This window comes from Sphingomonas mucosissima (assembly GCF_002197665.1).
GTDB lineage: Bacteria > Pseudomonadota > Alphaproteobacteria > Sphingomonadales > Sphingomonadaceae > Sphingomonas > Sphingomonas mucosissima.
The window spans coordinates 497,612-516,364 of sequence record NZ_NBBJ01000002.1 but is presented as its reverse complement, the minus strand read 5'-3'; the positions used below and the strand labels follow the sequence as shown (position 1 = coordinate 516,364).

The 18,753-nt window shown below is 64.9% G+C and carries 18 protein-coding genes and 1 tRNA gene; 14 read left to right on the top strand and 5 right to left on the bottom strand.

Annotated elements, in window-relative coordinates; translation table 11 throughout:
• Window positions 1-16: 16 nt before the first annotated feature.
• From tssB to SPMU_RS16900, 3 genes are all read right to left on the bottom strand, one after another.
• Complete coding sequence (tssB, locus tag SPMU_RS09590) at window positions 17-559, bottom strand: type VI secretion system contractile sheath small subunit (RefSeq protein ID WP_088333615.1); 543 nt, start codon at window positions 557-559, stop codon at window positions 17-19.
• A 70-nt stretch (window positions 560-629) separates the two neighbouring features.
• Window positions 630-1,619, bottom strand: coding sequence for a type VI secretion system protein TssA (locus SPMU_RS09585; RefSeq protein WP_088333614.1), 990 nt, complete (start codon window positions 1,617-1,619; stop codon window positions 630-632).
• Between the two features lie 12 nt (window positions 1,620-1,631).
• Window positions 1,632-1,952: an OmpA family protein gene (locus tag SPMU_RS16900; protein WP_169715669.1), complete on the bottom strand. Its 321-nt coding sequence runs from the start codon at window positions 1,950-1,952 to the stop codon at window positions 1,632-1,634.
• Between the two features lie 606 nt (window positions 1,953-2,558).
• On the opposite strand from SPMU_RS16900, the gene SPMU_RS09575 reads away from it, so the two are divergent.
• The 6 genes from SPMU_RS09575 to SPMU_RS09550 all read left to right on the top strand — a co-directional run bounded on the left by SPMU_RS09575 (window position 2,559) and on the right by SPMU_RS09550 (window position 11,046).
• On the top strand, window positions 2,559-4,589 hold the full coding sequence (locus tag SPMU_RS09575; protein WP_140418441.1) for a type VI secretion system Vgr family protein: 2,031 nt from the start codon (window positions 2,559-2,561) through the stop codon (window positions 4,587-4,589).
• 31 nt (window positions 4,590-4,620) lie between these two features.
• Window positions 4,621-6,054 (top strand): type VI secretion system-associated FHA domain protein TagH, encoded by a 1,434-nt coding sequence (tagH, locus tag SPMU_RS09570; RefSeq protein WP_088333611.1) that lies wholly within the window; start codon window positions 4,621-4,623, stop codon window positions 6,052-6,054.
• A 29-nt stretch (window positions 6,055-6,083) separates the two neighbouring features.
• Window positions 6,084-6,419: a PAAR domain-containing protein gene (locus SPMU_RS09565; protein ID WP_088333610.1), complete on the top strand. Its 336-nt coding sequence runs from the start codon at window positions 6,084-6,086 to the stop codon at window positions 6,417-6,419.
• On the top strand, window positions 6,391-9,726 hold the full coding sequence (locus tag SPMU_RS09560; RefSeq protein ID WP_088333609.1) for a DUF4123 domain-containing protein: 3,336 nt from the start codon (window positions 6,391-6,393) through the stop codon (window positions 9,724-9,726). Before SPMU_RS09565 ends, SPMU_RS09560 begins: the two co-directional genes overlap by 29 nt.
• Window position 9,727: 1 nt before the next feature.
• Window positions 9,728-10,420: a hypothetical protein gene (locus tag SPMU_RS09555; protein ID WP_088333608.1), complete on the top strand. Its 693-nt coding sequence runs from the start codon at window positions 9,728-9,730 to the stop codon at window positions 10,418-10,420.
• Between the two features lie 251 nt (window positions 10,421-10,671).
• Window positions 10,672-11,046 (top strand): hypothetical protein, encoded by a 375-nt coding sequence (locus SPMU_RS09550; RefSeq protein ID WP_140418440.1) that lies wholly within the window; start codon window positions 10,672-10,674, stop codon window positions 11,044-11,046.
• Window positions 11,047-11,458: 412 nt separating this feature from the next.
• Here the strand turns inward: SPMU_RS09550 and SPMU_RS09545 are convergent.
• Window positions 11,459-11,548 (bottom strand) — tRNA-Ser (locus SPMU_RS09545).
• Between the two features lie 118 nt (window positions 11,549-11,666).
• On the opposite strand from SPMU_RS09545, the gene hspQ reads away from it, so the two are divergent.
• From hspQ to ychF, 8 genes are all read left to right on the top strand, one after another.
• Window positions 11,667-12,044, top strand: coding sequence for a heat shock protein HspQ (hspQ, locus tag SPMU_RS09540; protein WP_088333606.1), 378 nt, complete (start codon window positions 11,667-11,669; stop codon window positions 12,042-12,044).
• A gap of 112 nt (window positions 12,045-12,156) precedes the next feature.
• Entirely contained in the window at window positions 12,157-12,462 is a 306-nt protein-coding gene (rplU, locus tag SPMU_RS09535; protein WP_046406359.1) for a 50S ribosomal protein L21, read from the top strand.
• Window positions 12,463-12,487: 25 nt separating this feature from the next.
• Window positions 12,488-12,757, top strand: coding sequence for a 50S ribosomal protein L27 (gene rpmA, locus SPMU_RS09530; RefSeq protein WP_046406357.1), 270 nt, complete (start codon window positions 12,488-12,490; stop codon window positions 12,755-12,757).
• Between the two features lie 177 nt (window positions 12,758-12,934).
• Window positions 12,935-13,489, top strand: a complete 555-nt coding sequence (locus SPMU_RS09525; protein WP_245832977.1) for a GNAT family N-acetyltransferase — start codon at window positions 12,935-12,937, stop codon at window positions 13,487-13,489.
• 193 nt (window positions 13,490-13,682) lie between these two features.
• Window positions 13,683-14,279, top strand: coding sequence for a TetR/AcrR family transcriptional regulator (locus SPMU_RS09520; protein ID WP_088333605.1), 597 nt, complete (start codon window positions 13,683-13,685; stop codon window positions 14,277-14,279).
• A 91-nt stretch (window positions 14,280-14,370) separates the two neighbouring features.
• The gene (gene obgE, locus SPMU_RS09515) at window positions 14,371-15,420 is read left to right on the top strand and encodes a GTPase ObgE (protein WP_088333604.1); all 1,050 of its coding nucleotides are present in this window, start codon (window positions 14,371-14,373) and stop codon (window positions 15,418-15,420) included.
• 271 nt (window positions 15,421-15,691) lie between these two features.
• Window positions 15,692-16,276 (top strand): TIGR02466 family protein, encoded by a 585-nt coding sequence (locus tag SPMU_RS09510; protein ID WP_088333714.1) that lies wholly within the window; start codon window positions 15,692-15,694, stop codon window positions 16,274-16,276.
• Window positions 16,277-16,390: 114 nt separating this feature from the next.
• Window positions 16,391-17,491: a redox-regulated ATPase YchF gene (ychF, locus tag SPMU_RS09505; RefSeq protein WP_088333603.1), complete on the top strand. Its 1,101-nt coding sequence runs from the start codon at window positions 16,391-16,393 to the stop codon at window positions 17,489-17,491.
• A 54-nt stretch (window positions 17,492-17,545) separates the two neighbouring features.
• Here ychF and SPMU_RS09500 read toward each other — a convergent pair whose 3' ends face one another.
• Window positions 17,546-18,694 (bottom strand): hypothetical protein, encoded by a 1,149-nt coding sequence (locus SPMU_RS09500; protein ID WP_088333602.1) that lies wholly within the window; start codon window positions 18,692-18,694, stop codon window positions 17,546-17,548.
• Between the last annotated feature and the right edge of the window lie 59 nt (window positions 18,695-18,753).

Sequence of the window (18,753 nt, the reverse complement as noted above, 5' to 3'; positions counted from 1 at the left end):
TCCGATCGCTTAAGGGTTAGGCGGAGATGGACGGCGCGGAATCGTTGTCGGCTGCACTTTGGCGGGCCGCAGCGCGTTCGGCGAGGATCGCCTTCAGCAGCGCGGGATCGTTCAGCACCTTGTCAAGCAGGTCCTGCGCGCCATGCTTGCCGTCCATGTAGGAGAGTAGGTCCTCCAGCTGGGTGCGCGCTTCGAGCAGCTTGGCCAGCGGCTCGATCTTCTTCGCGATCTGGCCGGGCAGGAAGTCGTTCATCGAATTGAATGTGAGGTCCACCGACAGCTTGCCCTCGCCGGTCAGCGTATTGTCCACCGCAAAGGCGGCGCGCGGCGCGATCGCCTCCATCCGCTGGTCGAAATTGTCCATGTCGAAATCGACGAACTCGCGCGCTTCTGCTGCCTTCTTGTCCTTCAGGCTCTTGCCGGAAAGATCGGACATCACGCCCATCACGAATGGCAGCTCGATCTTCTGCCGCGCGCCATAGGTCTCGACTTCATATTCGATATGCACGCGCGGCTTTCGGTTTTCCCGAATGAACCGCTGACCACTCTTGATCGCCATCTAAAAGCATCCCCTGTTTGGGGCTCCTTTGCTCTGGCGTCGGCCGCCGTTCGCGAGGAAGCCCGGACAATTACATTAGATCCGAACCGCTCCCGCTTTCGGCTCTGGACCGCAATACGCTCGACGCTTCACTTCGGCTCCCTGGCGCTATGTCTTCCAGGATCGACATGAAATCCATGGTGATCCAGCCCTTGATCCGCCCGAGTGCGACCGGCACCGGACTGGAGGGCTCGGCCCGACCATAATATTCGATCACCGCGTCGAGCGCCCGTGCGACATCACCGCGCGATTCGATTCGCCCCGAAATGCCGGCCGACTTCGCTACCACAGCGCCACTGCCGATCTCCGCCACAGCAGCCACTGGCTCCTCCACCGCAGCGAAACTGCGCACCGCGGCAAGCAAGGCGTCAATCGCCTCATAGGTACTGGTGAAGTTGGTGCCGGTCTGCCCCGCCAGCGCCGCCTGTTCGGACAGCACCGCATCGGTCCGCGCGACTAGCGTGCGCAAGCGATCGAGCCGCGCCACCTGCGCTTCGATCTGGTCGACGGGTGTGTCGGCTAGCGCGGCGCGAAACTGGCCATATCCCTCCGCCGAGGCGCCCTCGGCCGAATACAATTCGAAATCCGCGCCCGAGTAGCGCCCGAGCCGCGGATGTTCCACCAGCGGTACACGACGGAGGTGAGCCAGGAATTCACCGATCCGCACCAGCGACTCGCACGCGCCCTTGCGCCCTTCGACGCCATATTCCTCTAACGTCGGATGAACGCTGCCCCAGAACTGCTCAAGGTAGCCGGCGAGCAGCGCCAGCCCGTCCTCGACCACCTCGAGCCGCCCGCCCCGCGCACCGGCGCGAGCGAGGTATACGGCCAGCCAAAGATCGCGCGTGCGCGCCGCCTGATTGATGATCAGACCCGCAGTCGCGTCCCAGTCAGCTTCCTCCCCGCTGGCGGCGAACGCCTGCTCGATCGCCTCGCGACCGGGATCGTACGTGAGGTCAGGACCGGCCGGCTCATCCTCGGAAACCGGCGCCAGCAACGCCTCATGATCAATCCGAAGCATGGGGGCGATCCGTTACGAGATCAACTCGGCTTCGACCCGCCGGTTGGCCGGATTACTGGCTGAAAGGCCAGGCAGCGGCGCGGTAGATCCCAGACCTCGCGTTTCAAGCCTGTCCGCCTCGACGCCTTGCGCACGCAGGAACTCCGCGACGCGCGCGGCTCGCCGAATCGACAGCGGCATGTTGACCCCGCGTCCGCCACGCTCGTCGGTATGGCCGGCAATCAGAAACCGCTTTGCACGCAGCTCCGGTGTAAGAAGCGATTGCGCGAAGATGCGGGCCGACGCACGCCCTTCGGGGGTGAGGCGATCGGAATTCAATTCAAACCCGATCATCAAATCTGCGCGACGCCCCATTCCCGGCGCGCTTGTCGCCGCTCGTGCGGGCAGCGCAGCTGCATTCGCGAGGTTGGCGCGGCGTGTTTCGCCGACGCTTTGGGTGCCGTGGGATGATGCCCCGCCATGACGGACGTTGGCTGCAACCCGCGGCGTACGGCTCATCACCCGGTTAGGAACGGAAGCAGCCGTTTCGGACGCAGGCGAGGCCGATCGCGCAAGCCGAAAGCCTTTAGTCTCCGGCGCGTCACGGGTTTCAACAGCGCCTTCCACGCCGTCGCATTTGCCGGCGAAGGTGCAAATATAGCCCGCCACACTCGGCCCTTTCGAAACCGAGGCTTGCTGCGCTGAAGCCGGCAGTGCGGCAATTGCCGCCACCGTATATAGAACGATTCGCATCGTCTTGGGCATCTCCGGTTTAACCCGTCGGATCGTCCCCCCCATAGTTACTGCATATGACAGCTTGATTTCTTGTTCAACCGCAATTCAGCCACAATTCGCCTTTGGAACCATTGTGATCGCCCGAGGTTTTTGGCACCTAAGTGCCAGCAGGCAGCCCGACGCACGGCGTCGTCGAAGCGTTATTTTGGTCGCGGGGAGCAGTGGGTGGCGGATGCAGGACAACGTCTTACCGAGATGTCGATCGACGTCGGGGACGAGCAGGTCGTATTGCAGCGCATCGAGAGCGATGAACGGTTGGGGAAGCCCTTCACCGTGTCCGCGACGATCATTTCGCCACTCGAGCTGGATCTCTATCCTCACTTAGGGAAACCGGCCGGACTGGCGGTATTGGAGGATGGCGAGTTGCTCCGCCGTTTCCACGGGCTCGTAACAGCCGGAGAGTATGTGAAGGAGACCCCGGCGGGGCATCACTACAAGCTCAAGATCGAGCCCTGGACCTATTACCTGGCGCAGAACCGCCAGATGGCGATCTTCCAGGACAAGAATGCGGTGGACATCATCAAGGAGGTGATCGAGGGCGCGGGCATCCAGGACGTCGACTATACCAGGCTCTCGAAGCCGCGCGTGACGCGCGGCTATACTGTCCAGTATCGCGAAAGCGACTTCGCCTTCGTCTCCCGCCTGATGGAGGAAGAAGGAATCTATTATTTCTTCCAGCACAAGGCCGACCGGCATGTGATGGTGCTGTGCGAGGGGCCGTCCGCGCACCAGCCGGGCACGCCGGCCAAGCTGCGCTTCAACGCCAATGCCATGTCGGTGTTCACCGCCAATTCCAAGAGCCGCTTTGACACCAGTCCGAAGGACATCCTGCAAAGCTGGGTCGAGCGCGTCGCCTCCACCGGTCAGGCCAAGGTGACGGTGCGCGATTTCGACTTCGAGTCGCCCGACCAGCCGCTAGCGACCGAGAGCGCCGGTGAGGGCGGCCATGCCCGCGACGACCGTGAAATCTTCGTCTATCCCGGCCGCTACACGCGCGAGAAGACCGGGCGCGGCGAGCAGGAACAGACTGGCAAGGAACGCGGCCAGACGATGCTCGACGCCCAGCGCGCCGGCCGCCGCACCTTCACCGGCGCCAGCCAGGCTTCGGGCATCTGCACCGGCCAGCGGCTCGACGTGACCGACCATCCCGCGGGCCGGCTCAATGGCTCGTTCATCGTCACCTCGGCGGTGCATTCGATCGCGTCCGAGGCCTATCGCTCGGGCGAGCAGGACGATGAGGAGCCGTTCAACGTCCAGTTCGAGGCGATCCCCGCGGACACCACTTTCCAATCGCCCGCCGACACGCCCCGGCCCCGGGCGCTGGGACTGGAGACGGCAACCGTCACCGGCCCCGCGGGCGAGACGCTCTTCACCGACGAATACGGCCGGGTGAAGGTGCGCTTTCCCTGGGATCGTGGCGATACGCCGGGCGAGAAATCCACCTGCTGGATCCGGGTGTCACAAACCGGCGGGCTGGGCAACGTCATCCTGCCGCGTGTCGGGCATGAGGTGCTGGTCGATTTCCTCGACGGCGATCCCGACCGCCCGATTGTGATGGGCCGCGTGTTCAACAAGTCGCACATGCCGACGTACGATCTGCCAGCGAACAAGACGCGCGCCTTGTGGCGCACGCTTACCTATGGCGACTCGGGCGAGTATCCGGAGACCGAGCCGCTCGACAGCGGGCAGAATCGCACCTCCAACGAGATCCGCTTCGAGGACAAGGGCGGTGCGGAGGAGATCTTCGTTCACGCCGAGCGCGACATGAACAGCCGGGTTCGCTTCGACCAATCAAACCATGTGGGCCATAACCAGAACCGACGCGTCGGCCTTGACCGGACGACCCGGATTGGGCGTGACGATACGAAACTGATCGTTGGTAAGCGCGAGACACACGTTCAGAAGACTGACGCCTTGCTCGTCGATGACGTTCTGTCGATCGAGTCGAAAACCGCGATCACGATCCGTGTCAAGAATTCCAAGATTACGATCGGGCCCGACAAGATCACCATTCAGTCGCCCACTGTCGAGATCCAAGCCAACGATCACGCGCTGGTCAACGGCGGCACCGACACACGCGTGAACGGCGGCAGCAAGCTGCTGCTCAACGGTGGCCAGACCGACATCAACCCCGAGGGCCTCTCGGGCGACGCGTTCGGATCGCCGGCCGATCTCGGTCCTGCGGCGGGCGATTGAGCATGATGATCGCGGGGGCTGCTGACCAGCGATGATGCTGACGCTGTCGATACGAGGCGGGGCTACGGCCGGCGGCACCGTGCCGCCCGAACTCGTTCTTGATCGTCACGGCGCCTTTGTCGGGCGAGCGGCGGAATGCGACTGGGTGCTGCCCGATCCGACGCGGCACCTCTCCTCGCGCCATTTCGAGATTCGCTACGACGGCAGCAATTACCTGCTCGTCGATCATAGCTACAACGGCACCTTTCTTACCCGCACCGGCGAGCAGGTGAGCGGCCAGCATGTCATTGGTGATGGCGACCTGATCAGCGCCGGCCCGTTCACGATCGCCGCCTCACTCGGCGCAAATGGTCAGCAAGCCCCATGGCGTGGCTGGCACGATGAGGACCCTGGTGAGCCTTCGGCTACTGGATGGGCCAGCGAAGCACCCGCTCCACCCGTTGGCTGGGCACCGGCGCCATCGGCCGGCAACACCGGCTGGGGGCCGCCCCCCTCGCGCAGCCAAAGCTGCGATTGGAAGCCGCAGACCGGACCCGCGCTTGCCCGCCAGGATCCACACCGCGCCGCCGCCGGGTGGGACGCAGTACCGGCCCCGCCAGCATCGCACGCCGGCTGGGCGACCCCAGCCGTCCCCCCCACCCCGGTCCGATCGGCGTGGGACACCGCTGCTCCCCCATCCGATCCTGCCTCGGCGTGGTCGAGTGCGGCGCCAGACCGCCCGCCACCTCCCTCGCCAGACGACCTCTGGGGCCGGATCGCGGAGGGTAATGTCGTGGATTGGGCACGCGGCGGCTTCGGTCAGCCGGTTGAGCCTCCCCGCGACCCGCTCGGCCTCGCGCCGCCCCCCACTTCGCAATCGGCACCGCCACCGGCCAGCCCCGCACAACCCGCCCCTCAGCCACCCGCCGATGCCTTTCTGTCCGCGCTGGGTCTGGATCAGGCCCGCCTCGGGCCCACAGCAGTCACGAGCGCCGCCCTTCTGTTTCGCCGCCTTGTCGCGGGCATGGTGGTGATGCTGGAGGCGCGCGCGCGCGCCAAGGCGCAGTTGGGCGCGGAGCCCACTGCCTACAGTCCGGACGGCCACAATCCGCTGAAGTTTGCCCGTGCACCCGAAGACGCGCTAGCAATGCTGCTCGGCCCACCGCAGCCAGGCTTCATGCCTCCTGATCGCGCCGTCGAGGATGCCTTTGAAGACCTGCAGTCCCACCAAATGGCCACGCTTCGCGCCATGCAGGGCGCCCTTCGCACCACCTTGGAACGCTTCTCACCCTCCGCGATCCGCGCGCGCGCCAAGGCGAATGGTGTTCTCGAACGCATCTATCCCGCCGCGCGCGATGCTGCGCTCTGGCAGGCCTATGAGCGCGAGTTCGGCGGCGTCGCACAAGGCTCCGACGAGGCATTCCTCGACATGTTCGCCAAGGAATTCCGTGAAGCCTACAACCAGCAGGCACGCACCCGCCGATGAGCTTGTCTCTCGCGTTCGCAGGATAGACCATGCCCCCAGCCGCCAGAGTAACCGATATCGAATCCTGCCCGCACACGTCTGCCGGCCCGATTGCCTTGGGCTCGCCCAGCGTCACGATCGAGGGTCTGCCCGCGGCCCGCGTCGGCGACAAACTGGATTGCCCCGGCGGGCCGACGCAGATCGAATCCGGCGCGCCGACCGTTAAGATCAACGGCCACAAGGCGGCGCGTATGGGCGACACGACCTGCCATAAAGGCAAGATCGTGAAGGGCGCCGCGACGGTGACCATCGGCAACGGCAGCGGCGTCCGCTCCACCACATTGGACCAGGCCCATCGTGACGGCACGCCCTTCGTCCGCGGCTGAACCGCCGCCGCCGGCGGTGCGCATCCGGCCGGCCGAGTCGGCGCTGGTGCAGCGCGCGGCCGAGGCCGGACACCTTTACGCCGTGGTCGATCCGTGCGTCGATGATGGCGCAATCGGCTGGCTTCGCGCACTGGGCGAGGATCGTGCGTCGAGCCTGTACATCGGCGAGGCGCAGCAGAACTACGGCGACAAGGCTCCGCACGTGGTCCGGGTTGATCCCGCCCTACTGGCGACACTGCCCGCGCGCTTCGGCGACAGCGCGTGGGGTTGCCTTCTCGTCAGCGATGCGCCGCCGGGGCGCGTGCGGCAGCATCTGCGCTCCTGGTTGCAGGTGCGCTCGCCCGAAGGCGAGATGTGGCTGTTCCGCTTCTGGGATCCACGCACGCTGCCGATCTTCCTGCGCGCCTCGACCGCGGCGGAACTCGACGCCTTCTTCGGCCCGCTCGCCGCCTTTGCGATGCTCAGTGCCGCGGGGCAGACGTTCGTTGCGGAGCGCGCAGTGGCGAGCCCGACCCCGCGCCGCCGCGTCGGTGAGCGATCGACGATCAGCCCCGCACAGATTGCTGCGCTTCGCCGCGTCGGCCTGGGCGACCGGCTCGCGGCGAGCTTCGCCAATACGAAACTGGAGGCGCGCCGAGAAACGGGCAGCGGGGACGTGCTGCTGCGCGCCCCCGACGGTGGGGTCAGCCGCATCCATCTCGCCGACGATGGCCAGATCGGGGGCACGACCAGCCCATCCGGCCGTCGCTGGCGCACCGTCCACCGCGCGGACGGCAAGCTTGCCACCATGACCACGCCCTCCGGCGCGCATCTCGCAATTGGCTATGACGCTGCCGGCAACGTCGAAACCGTAGCGCGCAACGGCAAGGACCGCTTCCGCGCCGAACATGACCGCCACGGCCGAATGGAGCGCGTCCAGTTCCCAGACGGCACCGATGCCCGCATCGCCTATGCGTCGCAGGGCTACGCCGCACTTGCCGATCCCAGTGGCGAGATGATCGAGGCTCGCCGTGACCGGATCGGCCGCACCGAGCGCTTCGAATATCACGGCCAACAGCTCGCGACGATCATCGACGGGAACGGCAACCGCACCGAGGTGAAGCGCGACGACAGCGATCGCCCCGCCGGCTTCCGCTTCGCGGACGGTCGCGAGGAGAGCTACCGCTACGATCCCGCCGGCCACCTCGCGGCAATCGTCCGGGGCGGCGGCGCTAGACTTGATGTGACGTGCGACGCGAATGGTCGGGTGAGGCTCCTGCGCACGACGGACGGCGAAGAAGCTGCGTTCGACTACGACGAGGCCGGAAGAATGATCGCCGCGACCAACGCCGCGGGAACGGTCGTCTGGCATTACGACGAGATCGGTCGCGTCGTGGAGGAGCGTAGCGCCGACGCGACGGTCGGCTACGACTATGACGAGGTCGGGCTTGTCGGCCTCACCTATCCCGATGGCTCCACGATTCACTACGTCCGCGACCGGGACCAGCGTCTCGAGGCGTTGTGCGACTGGACCGGTGGCTGGCATCGTCTAGAGTACGCGCCCGACGACACCGGCTGGCGCAAGACCTCACCAGACGGCACGATTGTCACGACGATGCTTGACAGCATCGGCCTGCTCGCCAGCCAGCAGGTAGAGCATAACGGTAAGCTGCTTTGGCAGTCTCGTCACGTGCACGATGACGAGGACAGGCTGCACGAACGCCACGATAGCCGTCTCGGCACAACGGGTTTCGACTACGACGCCGAGGGCCAACTCACCCGCCACGTCCGTTCCAATGGCGCGGTCGACGAATTTAGCTACGACGGGAACGGCAACCGTACGCACAGCCCCGCCGGCTCCGCACAGTTCGATGCCACCGACCGCATCGTCGAACAGGGCACCTCGCACTACACGCACGACGACAATGGCTCGATGGTAGCCCGCGTCGGCCCGGACAGTGCCTGGCGCTTCGCTTATGACGGCTTTGGCCGCCTGATCACCGCCGAGGACGCCACCGGCAGACGCATCGGCTACGGCTATGACGCGCTCGGCCGCCGCTTATGGAAGCGCGTCACGGGCGACGGACAAGATCGAACCACGCGCTTCATTTGGGCCGGAGAGCAGGTAATTCGGGAAGTCAGCGATGGCGCCGCGCCGCGCGACTATTGCTACTGGCCGCAGACCTATACGCCCCTCCTGCTCCGCGATGGCGACCAACTTTATCACTTCCACTGCGATCAGACCGGCACGCCGCAGCGGCTGACCGCCACCGACGGCAGCATCGCTTGGGAGAGCGACGGTGACGCCTTTGGCAACACGTGCGTGCTCCACGCAACCGTAGCACAGCCGCTGCGCCTTCCCGGGCAATACGCCGACGAAGAATTCGGCCTCACCCTCCACTACAATCGCTTCCGCTTCTACGACCCCGCGCTCGGCCGCTACATCAGCCCCGACCCGATCGGCTTCGCCGGCGGTCTGAACCTCTACACCTACGCCGGTGGCGATCCCGTCAACCGCGCAGACCCGCTCGGCCTGTGGTGGAAAGCCGCGCTTACCATCGCTGCCGGCGTCGTCGCTGCCGTCGCAGTCGTCGCATTGGCCCCCATCACCGGACCATTGCTCATCATCGCCGCAGGTGCCGCAGCGGGCGCCGCCGCGAGCATGATGAACGAGGCGCTCAATCAGGAAACGTTCTGCGCTTCGTGCATCCTGCTGGCGGGTATTCGCGGCGCCGCCGTTGGTGCGCTTGCCGCCCTGCCTGTCGCCTGGCTGCCCGCCACCGCCAGTTTGGCGGCATTCTTCGGCCTCAGCGCGCTCAGCGGCTTCACCGGTTACGTCTCCGAATGGGCACTGAGCCCGGGCATGGAATTCAACTGGCAGCACGCCGCGATCGCGACCGGTGTCGCCGCCGCCACAGGCGGGCTCGGGCGCGTTGCTGCGGGTGCCTTCCGGCCGCGCCCGCCCGCGGTCGCACCGCCGCCCGCCCCGCGCCTGCCGCAGGATCTGCGCGTTAATCCGACCCCGCCTGCGCCGCTGCCGCTCAGACGTCCAATCGGGCAGAGCCCCACCCAGAATGCCGCGATGCAATCGGACATCGCCGCTGCCCGGGCTGCGGGCGCGACCGATTTCCGGGTCAACCAGCAACAGGTCAACGCCAGCGGGCAACGCGTGGGCACGAACCGTCCCGATCTGCAATATACCGACGCTAATGGGCGCCGCGTCTACATCGAATATGATACGTCCAGTTCGACGCGTGGCCCCGGCCACCAGACCCGCATCAACTCCAACGATCCGTCCGGACAGGTGATCTTGAAGGAAGTCAATTGACATGAACGAGTTATTTGGCGGCAGGTTCGCGCCAATCACCGACACGATCGGGTTTCTGCGCTGCAATCCAGACCGTGCCGTGGAGGCGTTCCTTTCGTGGCAAGGTGACGTCCAGAGCCAGCGTGGCGTCGAGTTGGAGGCATCGACAGCGCAGGTCGACCTGAGTGAGGCCTTGCCGAAGTTGCTGCCGTTGACCAGTGTTGAGCGGCGGCGGTTCCTCTTCGTTCCTACGCGCTCCGATTGGACCGCATTCGTCGACAACGGCCACGAAGGCACCGATGCCTTTTCGCACATTTCCTACCTGGCGGAGCAGATCGGCTGCGACGGCGTGCGGGCGACCTGGGTGCCCGAGGAACGGCCCGGCCAATGGCCTGCGACGGTCCTGGAACTATACGGGCCGGAGAAGACGGACTTCCTCAACACGATCCGGTCGATCGCCGTCTCGTTTGACGGATCCAAATGGTTCTTTTCCGCGGATGGGGAGGTGCAGTCGTTTGAGGAGGTGTCGCGTTATAAGGAACGCTCGATCAAGAAGCGCTTCGACGGCTCGCTTCTCGACACCTACCTTCGGCATCTCGGCATCTCCATGTTCGACGAAAGCTTCTTCACGCCGACTGGAGCCCGCACTACCCTGGTAGAGAAGTTCGGCCCGATCGCTCCGGCAGCGCAGGAGTTCGGCCTTAAGATGCGCTAACAGCCGTCCGCAGCGGTTTGGCGCCGCAGAGAGCGCGGGAGCACGGCCGGCAAGCCGCTGCCTTCCGCGACCATCGCCGAATCTGCTTCGCGGCTAGTCCTGGACGGTAGGCAAAGGTCGTTAATCACCATACTGATCAGACCCGCATCAACCTCAACGATATTCGTTTAATTGACCTTGAAGGAAGTCGTCTGACATGAATGGTTTATGCGGTGACAACTTCGCACCGATTTTCGCCCCATGAGCAAGCCATGAGTGCGGCGTCAGGCGCCCAGATCTCGCCCGGGAGCATGTTGGCGCTCCAACGCCTGGCCGCAGCCGCCGATGACCTGCTGGTCGACCTCCAGGCAGCGATCTACCTTTATGGCGAGCGCACGCCGCCGAAGGACCCGAGTGCGGCAGACGATGTGGCGCGCTATCTCGCGCTGGTCGCCGAGCGCGTGTCCACGAACAACGCGGAACTGGCGCTGCGCGGTGCTAATCTGCTCACCACCGTCAACAAAGGCGTGGGCGATCCGGAGACCTCGCCGGCCGACCGGCCGCCCACCGAAAAGGCTTTCAATGTGCTCCGCGCCGCGATCGCGGCGGCACAATCGCTCCGTGGGGACGTAGGAACCCATTATTGACCGCATCGAGTGACAGGAACTATGGGCCAGTACCGCTTAGAGCACGGCAAGTTCCGGCACGCGCCGAGGGGCTGCCGCGCGATCGTCGCAGCATCCGCAGGCACATCGACCAAAGCGGCCACCGTTCCCGTTCTCGCCACTTCAATCTCTGCCACAAATCGTTCAGTCACCTGGCGTCGAAACGATTGACCTCCGATCTCGAAAGCCGTCCACATCGCTGCGTCAGGTTTGTTTTGCTGATCGCCGACCGACACGTGACGGGGTCAAAGCTCAGCAGCTAAAATTCGCCATCAGCGAACCTTCCCCCATGCGCGATCAACTGCATCTCGTCCCAGCTTTTTGTGACACCCGGACGGTTAAAAAGCGGCGATTTGCGAGATAGTTGAGGAGCGACAATCGGTTAGGAAAGTCGTGGCGGAGAGGGTGGGATTCGAACCCACGGTACCCGTAAAGGCACAACGGTTTTCGAGACCGTCCCAATCGACCACTCTGGCACCTCTCCGCAGAGGCATCCGGGCCGCTTTGCGCAGACCGGGCGATCGAAGGCGGCGCCTCTAACGCGGTTGGTTGCGATGCGCAAGCGTGCTTGTGCAGCGCGCAACAACCACTAGATTGGCGGCATGTCAGCTGTTCCCGGCCACACCTTGATTGATGGCGCACCTGCCGCGCCAACCGTTGCCCATGCGCGCTTCACGATCGGTGATGTCGTGCGGCACCGTATGCTCGATTTCCGCGGCGTTGTTTTCGATGTCGATCCCGTCTTCGCCAATACCGAGGAATGGTATCAGTCGATCCCGGAAAGCATCCGGCCGCGCAAGGACCAGCCATTCTACCATCTGCTCGCCGAGAACGCCGAATCGACCTATGTCGCTTATGTGAGCCAGCAGAACCTGGTGCATGACGAAAGCGAGGAGCCGGTCGACCATCCCGCGATCTCCGGCCTGTTCACCGGCTTCAGCGATGGGCGCTACCTCCTGAAACGCGAACACCGGCATTAAGCCATCTTGGCGCAAGCCGCGCGTTGACAAAGCGCGGCGATTCCCCTAGCTGCGCCGTTCCTCCTGGCCCGGTTGACCGGTCCGGGCACAAGCATTTGGATAGAGTCAGGCCATGTTCGCAGTCGTGCGCACGGGCGGCAAGCAGTATCGCGTTGCCGCCGGAGACAAGATCGTCGTCGAGAAGCTGGAGGGCGATGCCGGCGCCTCCGTCACGCTGAGCGACGTGCTGCTGGCCGGCGAAGGTTCGGAGCTGAAGCCGACTGACGGCCTCACCGTCGCCGCCGAGATCATCGCGCAGGCGAAGGGCGAGAAGGTCATCGTCTTCAAGAAGCGCCGCCGTCACAACTATCGCCGTCGCAACGGCCACCGTCAGAATCACACGATCCTCAAGATCGTGTCGATCGGCGCGTCGGCCTGATCGCGCAGCGTAAGGAGCAAGCACAATGGCACATAAGAAAGCAGGCGGCTCGTCGCGTAACGGTCGTGATTCGGCCGGTCGTCGCCTTGGCGTGAAGAAGTTCGGCGGTCAGGAAGCGATCGCGGGCAACATTCTCGTTCGTCAGCGCGGGACGAAGTTCTACCCGGGCCGCAACGTCGGCATCGGCAAGGACCACACCCTTTTTGCGCTCGTCGACGGCCGCGTGGTGTTCCACGACGGCAAGCTCGGCCGCAAATTCTGTTCGGTCGACATGATTGCCGAGGCGGCAGAATAACATCGGGTGACCATCCGGGTTGCCCACCAGGGCGATCCGGAGCCTCCGCAAGGGAGGCCAGCCAAAGATAAGGGAGCCGGGTCCGCCCAGGCTCCCTTTTTCATGCTCCCTCAACCAAGCGCTGTCGCTGAGCCGTCATCAGGCTCGGTTAGCGGCGCGTTCGGGAGGAGAGCGCACATGTTCGCGCGGACGAAGAGACTGACGCTGCGGCCGGGATGGCCGGAAGAGGCTGAGACGCTGGCAGGTGCCATCGCGCACGAAGCGGTCGCGACAAAGCTCGCGCACGTGCCGTGGCCCTATACCGTCGCAGATGCCGAGGCTTTCCTCGCCCTGCCTCACCGCCCGAATGATGCCCGCTTCCTGATCTTGTCGCACGAAGGCGCGTATCCGGTTCTGGTGGGCGGTATCGGGCTGAGTGCGCTTGCGCCTGGTGTCGCCGAGTTCGGCTATTGGCTGACGCCCAGCGCCTGGGGCCGCGGCTATGCCACCGAGGCCGGCCGCGCCGTCGTCCAGACCGCGCGGCATTCCCTGCCCTTGCGGCAGCTTCATGCGCGTCATCACCTCGACAACCCATCGTCGCGTCGCGTGCTGGACAAATTGGGCTTTCGCGAAGTGCGGCGCGAGGCAAGTTTTTCGCTTGCGCGTGGTCGTCACGTCGACAGCGCGGTGCTGACGCTTGCGGTGGACGAGGGCGTCGAAGCCGAGGTCGACCGAATGGCGATGGCGGCCTGACCCAAGGCCGCCCTCCCCCCCCCTCTCGCCTCCGTCCCCTGCCGCCGCGGTTTCGCCCCGGGACGGCGGGGTGCGCGTCGGCGTGATCGCCAGCTCATGACGAGCTGCGCAGCCGCGGTCCAAGCCGACACTTTTGCTCATCTGTTTCGAGCGTGCATTGCAAATTTGCCGGGAAGGTTCGAGAGCCGGGTCAATGTCAGCCCTGCGTACCTCCGAAGTGCCCGTCCGCCGTCGTCTCAGCCCTGAGGAATCGCGCGCCGCCGCGCTTGCCGCTGCTCGTGAACTGCTGGTGGAGGCTGGACCTCAGGCGGTGACGTTGAAGGCGGTAGGGGCGCGAATCGGCCGGACTCACGCCAATCTTCTCCACCACTTCGGCTCCGCGGAGGGACTACAGAAGGCGCTGATCGCGCACATGGCGTCCTCCATCGTCGGCACGATCAAGGCAGCGGTGATCCGCTCGCGCGAGCTCGAGGATCCGGCAGAGGTGGTGGATCTCACCTTCGACGCGTTCGGCCAGAATGGCGCCGGCGCGCTGGCGAGCTGGATGATCCTCACCGGCAATGAGGACGCACTTGATCCGATCCTGAACGCGATTCACGTCCTCGTCGATGATCTGGTTCGCGATGTGCCGGCGCACGGCAAACCCATTCACGAAGAAACGCTTCAGCTTGTTCTGATGGCGCTGGGTGATGCGCTGCTGGGCGCACCGATGGCGAAGGCGCTTGGCCTGCCGCGCGACACGGCACGCCAGCTCGCGCGGCGGATGCTGCTGGCCGATCGCGGACGGTAAGCAGGCGTCATACCATCAGCCGCTGCAAAGGTGATCGACCCGCCTGCCGCGGGAGGTCGCTTTACCTGCCCGAAGGCGCTAAGTGGCGCCCATGCATTTCCTTGATCAAGCAAAGATCTTCGTTCGTTCAGGTTCCGGCGGCCCCGGTGCGGTCAGCTTTCGGCGTGAAAAGTTCATTGAATATGGCGGGCCGGACGGCGGGAACGGCGGCAAAGGCGGCGATATCATCTTTGAGGCGGTCGCTGGCCTCAACACGCTGATCGACTTTCGCTACACGCAGCATTTCCGCGCCCCGCGCGGCCAAGGCGGGTCTGGCTCCAACCGCACTGGTGCGGGCGGCGAGGATCTCGTGATCAAGGTGCCGGTGGGCACGCAGGTGCTGGCCGATGACGAGGAGCGCACGCTCCTGCTCGATCTTACCACCGTCGGCCAGCGCGAGATCTTCCTGCGCGGCGGCGACGGTGGTCGCGGGAACGCCAGCTACAAGACCTCGACGAACCGGGCGCCCCGGCAGCATGGCACCGGCTGGCCGAACGAAGAGGCGTGGGTGTGGCTTCGCCTGAAGCTTCTTGCCGATGCCGGTCTCGTCGGACTCCCCAATGCGGGCAAGTCGACGTTCATCAACGGCGTCACCAATGCCCAGGCGAAGGTGGGCGCTTATGCCTTCACCACCACCCGACCGCAGCTGGGCGTCGTTCGGCACAAGGGACAGGAATTTGTCGTCGCCGACATTCCCGGCCTGATCGAAGGTGCGGCGGACGGTGCGGGCATCGGCGATCGCTTCCTTGGCCATATCGAGCGCTGCCGCGTGCTGCTCCACCTCATCGACGCGAATGATGCGGACGTGGCGGAGAGCTACCGCATCGTTCGTGAGGAGCTTTCCGCGTACGGTGGCGGGCTCGACGAGAAGCCGGTCGTGGTGGCGCTCAACAAGATCGACACGCTCGACGACGAATTGATCGCGGCGCTTTCCGCTGAGCTCGAAGAGGCCAGCGGCGCGGAGGTAATTCCCATCTCCGGCGCCAGCGGAACGGGTGTCGACTGGGTGCTCGACAAGTTGCTGGAAAATATCGGACCCGATCATGCACCTGTCGGGCCAGATGACCAGGGCGAAGAGCCGGTGGAGTGGTCCCCGGTCTGAACGCGGTTTTGATCGACCGGATCGGCAGGCCATAATGGTCGTTTCTGCTTCAGCAACACCGCATTCGGTGTTGCTGGGAGCTGTATTCGGCTAGTGGCTATGATCACCTGATGTGTTCTACGCTTTCTCGCTACTGATCCCCGCGATGTTGGCGTGGCTCCTGACCGGGCTGACGTTCACCCATCGCGCGGTCAGCGGTTGGCAGCGCCACCCCTCGACCGATCGCGCCGGCACATCTTGGCATGTGTGTTGGACCTGCTACCGCCGCCTCATGGCTGTTCGGTCCTTATTCCCCACCCACTTCTACGAAGGCGACATCGGCGAAGAATCGTTGATTGCTGAGCTGGATCGTTCCGTGCGTGCGCTCGCGAGCGACGACACCGCAGGCAAGCGCTGGTCCAAGGCGCACGGCTATCGCGGCTACACATCCTATGCCTCGCTTGACGATCTGCCCCAGCGGGATCCGGCATTTGCGGATCTGAAGCGGCATCTGGATCGCCACGTCGCCCGCTTTGCCGAAGCCTGCGGCTTTCAGCTGGGCGGTCGGCGGCTGAAGCTGGACAGCCTGTGGGTCAACCTGTTGCGGCCGGGGGGTACCCACTCCGGCCATATCCATCCGCACAGCGTTGTTTCCGGTACCGTCTATGTCACGGTGCCGGCCGGATCGGGCGCGCTCCGGCTGGAGGATCCACGACTTGGCCTCATGATGGCCGCCCCGCCGCGCGAGGACATCTTTGTTCATGCCGAGCCGGCGCCAGGCACGGTCTTCCTGTGGGAAAGCTGGCTGCGGCATGAGGTGATGCCAAACACGGCCAAGAGCGACCGGATCAGCGCCAGCTTCAACTACCGCTGGTGACCACCGGCGATGTCGCCGCCGTCCCTGCGATAACGGCATAGGGTGGCGCGCTCACGCCGCGCGCGGTAGGGCGCGGTACGTCATATACTCTATAAGCTTTACCAAGGATCGATCATGGGTTTCCGCTGCGGCATCGTGGGCCTGCCGAACGTGGGCAAGTCCACCCTCTTCAACGCGTTGACGGAAACGGCCGCAGCGCAGGCGGCCAATTATCCGTTCTGCACGATCGAGCCGAATGTCGGCAACGTCGGCGTGCCCGATCCGCGGCTCCAGAAGCTGGCCGAGGTCGCCAAGTCCGCCAAGATCATCGAGACGCAACTCGCCTTCGTGGACATCGCCGGCCTGGTGCGCGGCGCCTCCAAGGGCGAAGGTCTGGGCAATCAGTTCCTGGGCAACATCCGTGAGGTGGACGCAATCGTTCACGTGCTGCGCTGCTTCGAGGATGGCGACGTCACCCATGTCGAAGGCAAGGTGGACCCGATTGCCGATGCGGAGACCGTAGAAACCGAACTCATGCTTTCCGACCTGGAAAGCCTGGAAAAGCGCGTGCCCAACCTCGTGAAAAAGGGTCAGCAGGGGGACAAGGAAGCCAAGATCGGCGCGGCAGTGCTCGGCCAGACGCTGGAGCTACTGCGCGAGGGCAAGCCGGCACGGCTCACCCAGCCAAAGGACGCCGAGGAGGCGCGCGTCTTTGCCCAGGCGCAACTAATCACCGCCAAGCCCGTGCTCTACGTCTGCAACGTCGAAGAAGCGAATGCCGCCGCCGGTAACGCCCATAGCGCGCGCGTTTTTGAAAAGGCCGCGGCGGAGGGTGCCGAGGCGGTGGTCGTATCGGCTGCGATCGAGGCCGAGATCGCCACCATGCCGGCGGAGGACCGCGCCATGTTCCTTAGCGAGCTTGGCCTGGAGGAGACCGGCCTCGCCCGTGTCATTCGCGCGGGCTACAAGCTCCTGAACCTCCTCACCTTCTTCACCGTCGGCCCGAAGGAAGCGCGCGCCTGGACCGTGTCTGCTGGATCCAAGGCGCCGCAGGCAGCTGGCGAAATCCACACCGATTTCGAGCGCGGCTTCATCCGGGCCGAGACGATCGCGTACGATGATTATATCGCGCTTGGTGGCGAAGCCGGTGCGCGCGAAGCGGGCAAGCTGCGGCAGGAAGGCAAGGAATATGTCGTCCACGACGGCGACGTGATGCTGTTCCGCTTCAACGTCTGAGAACGCGAGGTCGGCTGTGGTCGACTGCCGGCCTCACATCCTTACCCCTAGTCTTCAGCGCCGCCGAATCTTGCCGCGCCGGCGCCCGGCAGTGGCCCGGATGACACGCTCATCCGTGGGGAAGCGGGCCGCTGCGGTGTCAATCGCAGCAGCGGCAGCCGCGTCGTCGCCGCTGTATCGCAGCCGGTCCGCGCCCCAGAGCAATTGATTGGCCATCGCTTGCGCCTGCAGGCTCACCATTCGATCAGCCAGAGCTTCCAGGAACTCAGGCGACACTTCCTCAGTATATCGGCTCGGTGCAAGGTCGCTGGCGGGATAGGAATAGCGGGTGATCCCGAACTCCTGCGCCAGGAACGCAACGTCCTCCCGGCTTTGCACATAGGCCTTGCGGCGGGCCGCGTCGGGAAGATCAAACTTCTGCCCTGGTAACCCGAAGAACGCCCTTGGCTCCATCCCGGAGCGTGCCGGATTGCGGCGGCCGCCGATACGCTGGGGCACACGAGCATTGTATCGGCCGAGCATCAGCGCAGCTTCCATCGACAGCGATTCGTTCACCGCGCCAATGTCGCTCCCCACGAGGGCGCCGGCGACGTTTGCCGGTAGCCCCGCCGCGCACGCAAAGCGGGCGGCGAAGTGCTCGCGCTCGGCCGACAATTGCTCGTATTCCAACACCGTGACGGCGCGCGGGCCGAACGTTTCACGGAAGCGTGTGATGATCTTGGACCAGCGCGGCGGCTCAGGCTCGGCAAGCAGCGCCTCCACCTCACCGCGCGTTTTCAGGCGCTGCTGTGCAACGCTGACCGCCCAATCGACCGGATCGCGCACGACGAAGATGATCTGAGTCGTGTCCACATGCCCGGCGAGCCAGCCAGCGAAGTCTTTCAGTTCGCCGGGCGAAAAGCCGGCCACCGCTTCCGCGGAAAGCACCATTGTGTGCCAATCCGCACCGCAAAGCTCAGAATGCAGCGCCTCACGGGCGCGCTTGCGATCCGAAGCGTAACGGACGCGCGGCGATGGTGCCTTTACCACCTTGCCCGCGTGGAAGATGCCCGACAGCGCGTATGAATGATTTGGCTCCGGGAGGGGATAGATCACGCCGGCATCAAATAGCGCGCTGCGGTTTGCGTGAAGGTGGTTCTGGATGAACGTCGTACCGGTCTTCTTGTGGCCGATATGGACGATCGCGTGCCGTTTGCCCCTCATGAGCGCCCCTCCGGCACGCGGCGCGGAGCGTCATCGCTAATCATCGGTGCCCTTGCCGA

Coding starts and splice junctions, on each gene's coding strand:
- tssB (WP_088333615.1), bottom strand. CDS start 559: ATGGCGATCAAGAGTGGTCAGCGGTTCATTCGGGAAAACCGAAAGCCG.
- SPMU_RS09585 (WP_088333614.1), bottom strand. CDS start 1,619: ATGCTTCGGATTGATCATGAGGCGTTGCTGGCGCCGGTTTCCGAGGAT.
- SPMU_RS16900 (WP_169715669.1), bottom strand. CDS start 1,952: ATGATCGGGTTTGAATTGAATTCCGATCGCCTCACCCCCGAAGGGCGT.
- tagH (WP_088333611.1), top strand. CDS start 4,621: ATGATGCTGACGCTGTCGATACGAGGCGGGGCTACGGCCGGCGGCACC.
- SPMU_RS09565 (WP_088333610.1), top strand. CDS start 6,084: ATGCCCCCAGCCGCCAGAGTAACCGATATCGAATCCTGCCCGCACACG.
- SPMU_RS09555 (WP_088333608.1), top strand. CDS start 9,728: ATGAACGAGTTATTTGGCGGCAGGTTCGCGCCAATCACCGACACGATC.
- SPMU_RS09550 (WP_140418440.1), top strand. CDS start 10,672: ATGAGTGCGGCGTCAGGCGCCCAGATCTCGCCCGGGAGCATGTTGGCG.
- hspQ (WP_088333606.1), top strand. CDS start 11,667: ATGTCAGCTGTTCCCGGCCACACCTTGATTGATGGCGCACCTGCCGCG.
- rplU (WP_046406359.1), top strand. CDS start 12,157: ATGTTCGCAGTCGTGCGCACGGGCGGCAAGCAGTATCGCGTTGCCGCC.
- rpmA (WP_046406357.1), top strand. CDS start 12,488: ATGGCACATAAGAAAGCAGGCGGCTCGTCGCGTAACGGTCGTGATTCG.
- SPMU_RS09525 (WP_245832977.1), top strand. CDS start 12,935: ATGTTCGCGCGGACGAAGAGACTGACGCTGCGGCCGGGATGGCCGGAA.
- SPMU_RS09520 (WP_088333605.1), top strand. CDS start 13,683: ATGTCAGCCCTGCGTACCTCCGAAGTGCCCGTCCGCCGTCGTCTCAGC.
- obgE (WP_088333604.1), top strand. CDS start 14,371: ATGCATTTCCTTGATCAAGCAAAGATCTTCGTTCGTTCAGGTTCCGGC.
- SPMU_RS09510 (WP_088333714.1), top strand. CDS start 15,692: ATGGCTGTTCGGTCCTTATTCCCCACCCACTTCTACGAAGGCGACATC.
- ychF (WP_088333603.1), top strand. CDS start 16,391: ATGGGTTTCCGCTGCGGCATCGTGGGCCTGCCGAACGTGGGCAAGTCC.
- SPMU_RS09500 (WP_088333602.1), bottom strand. CDS start 18,694: ATGAGGGGCAAACGGCACGCGATCGTCCATATCGGCCACAAGAAGACC.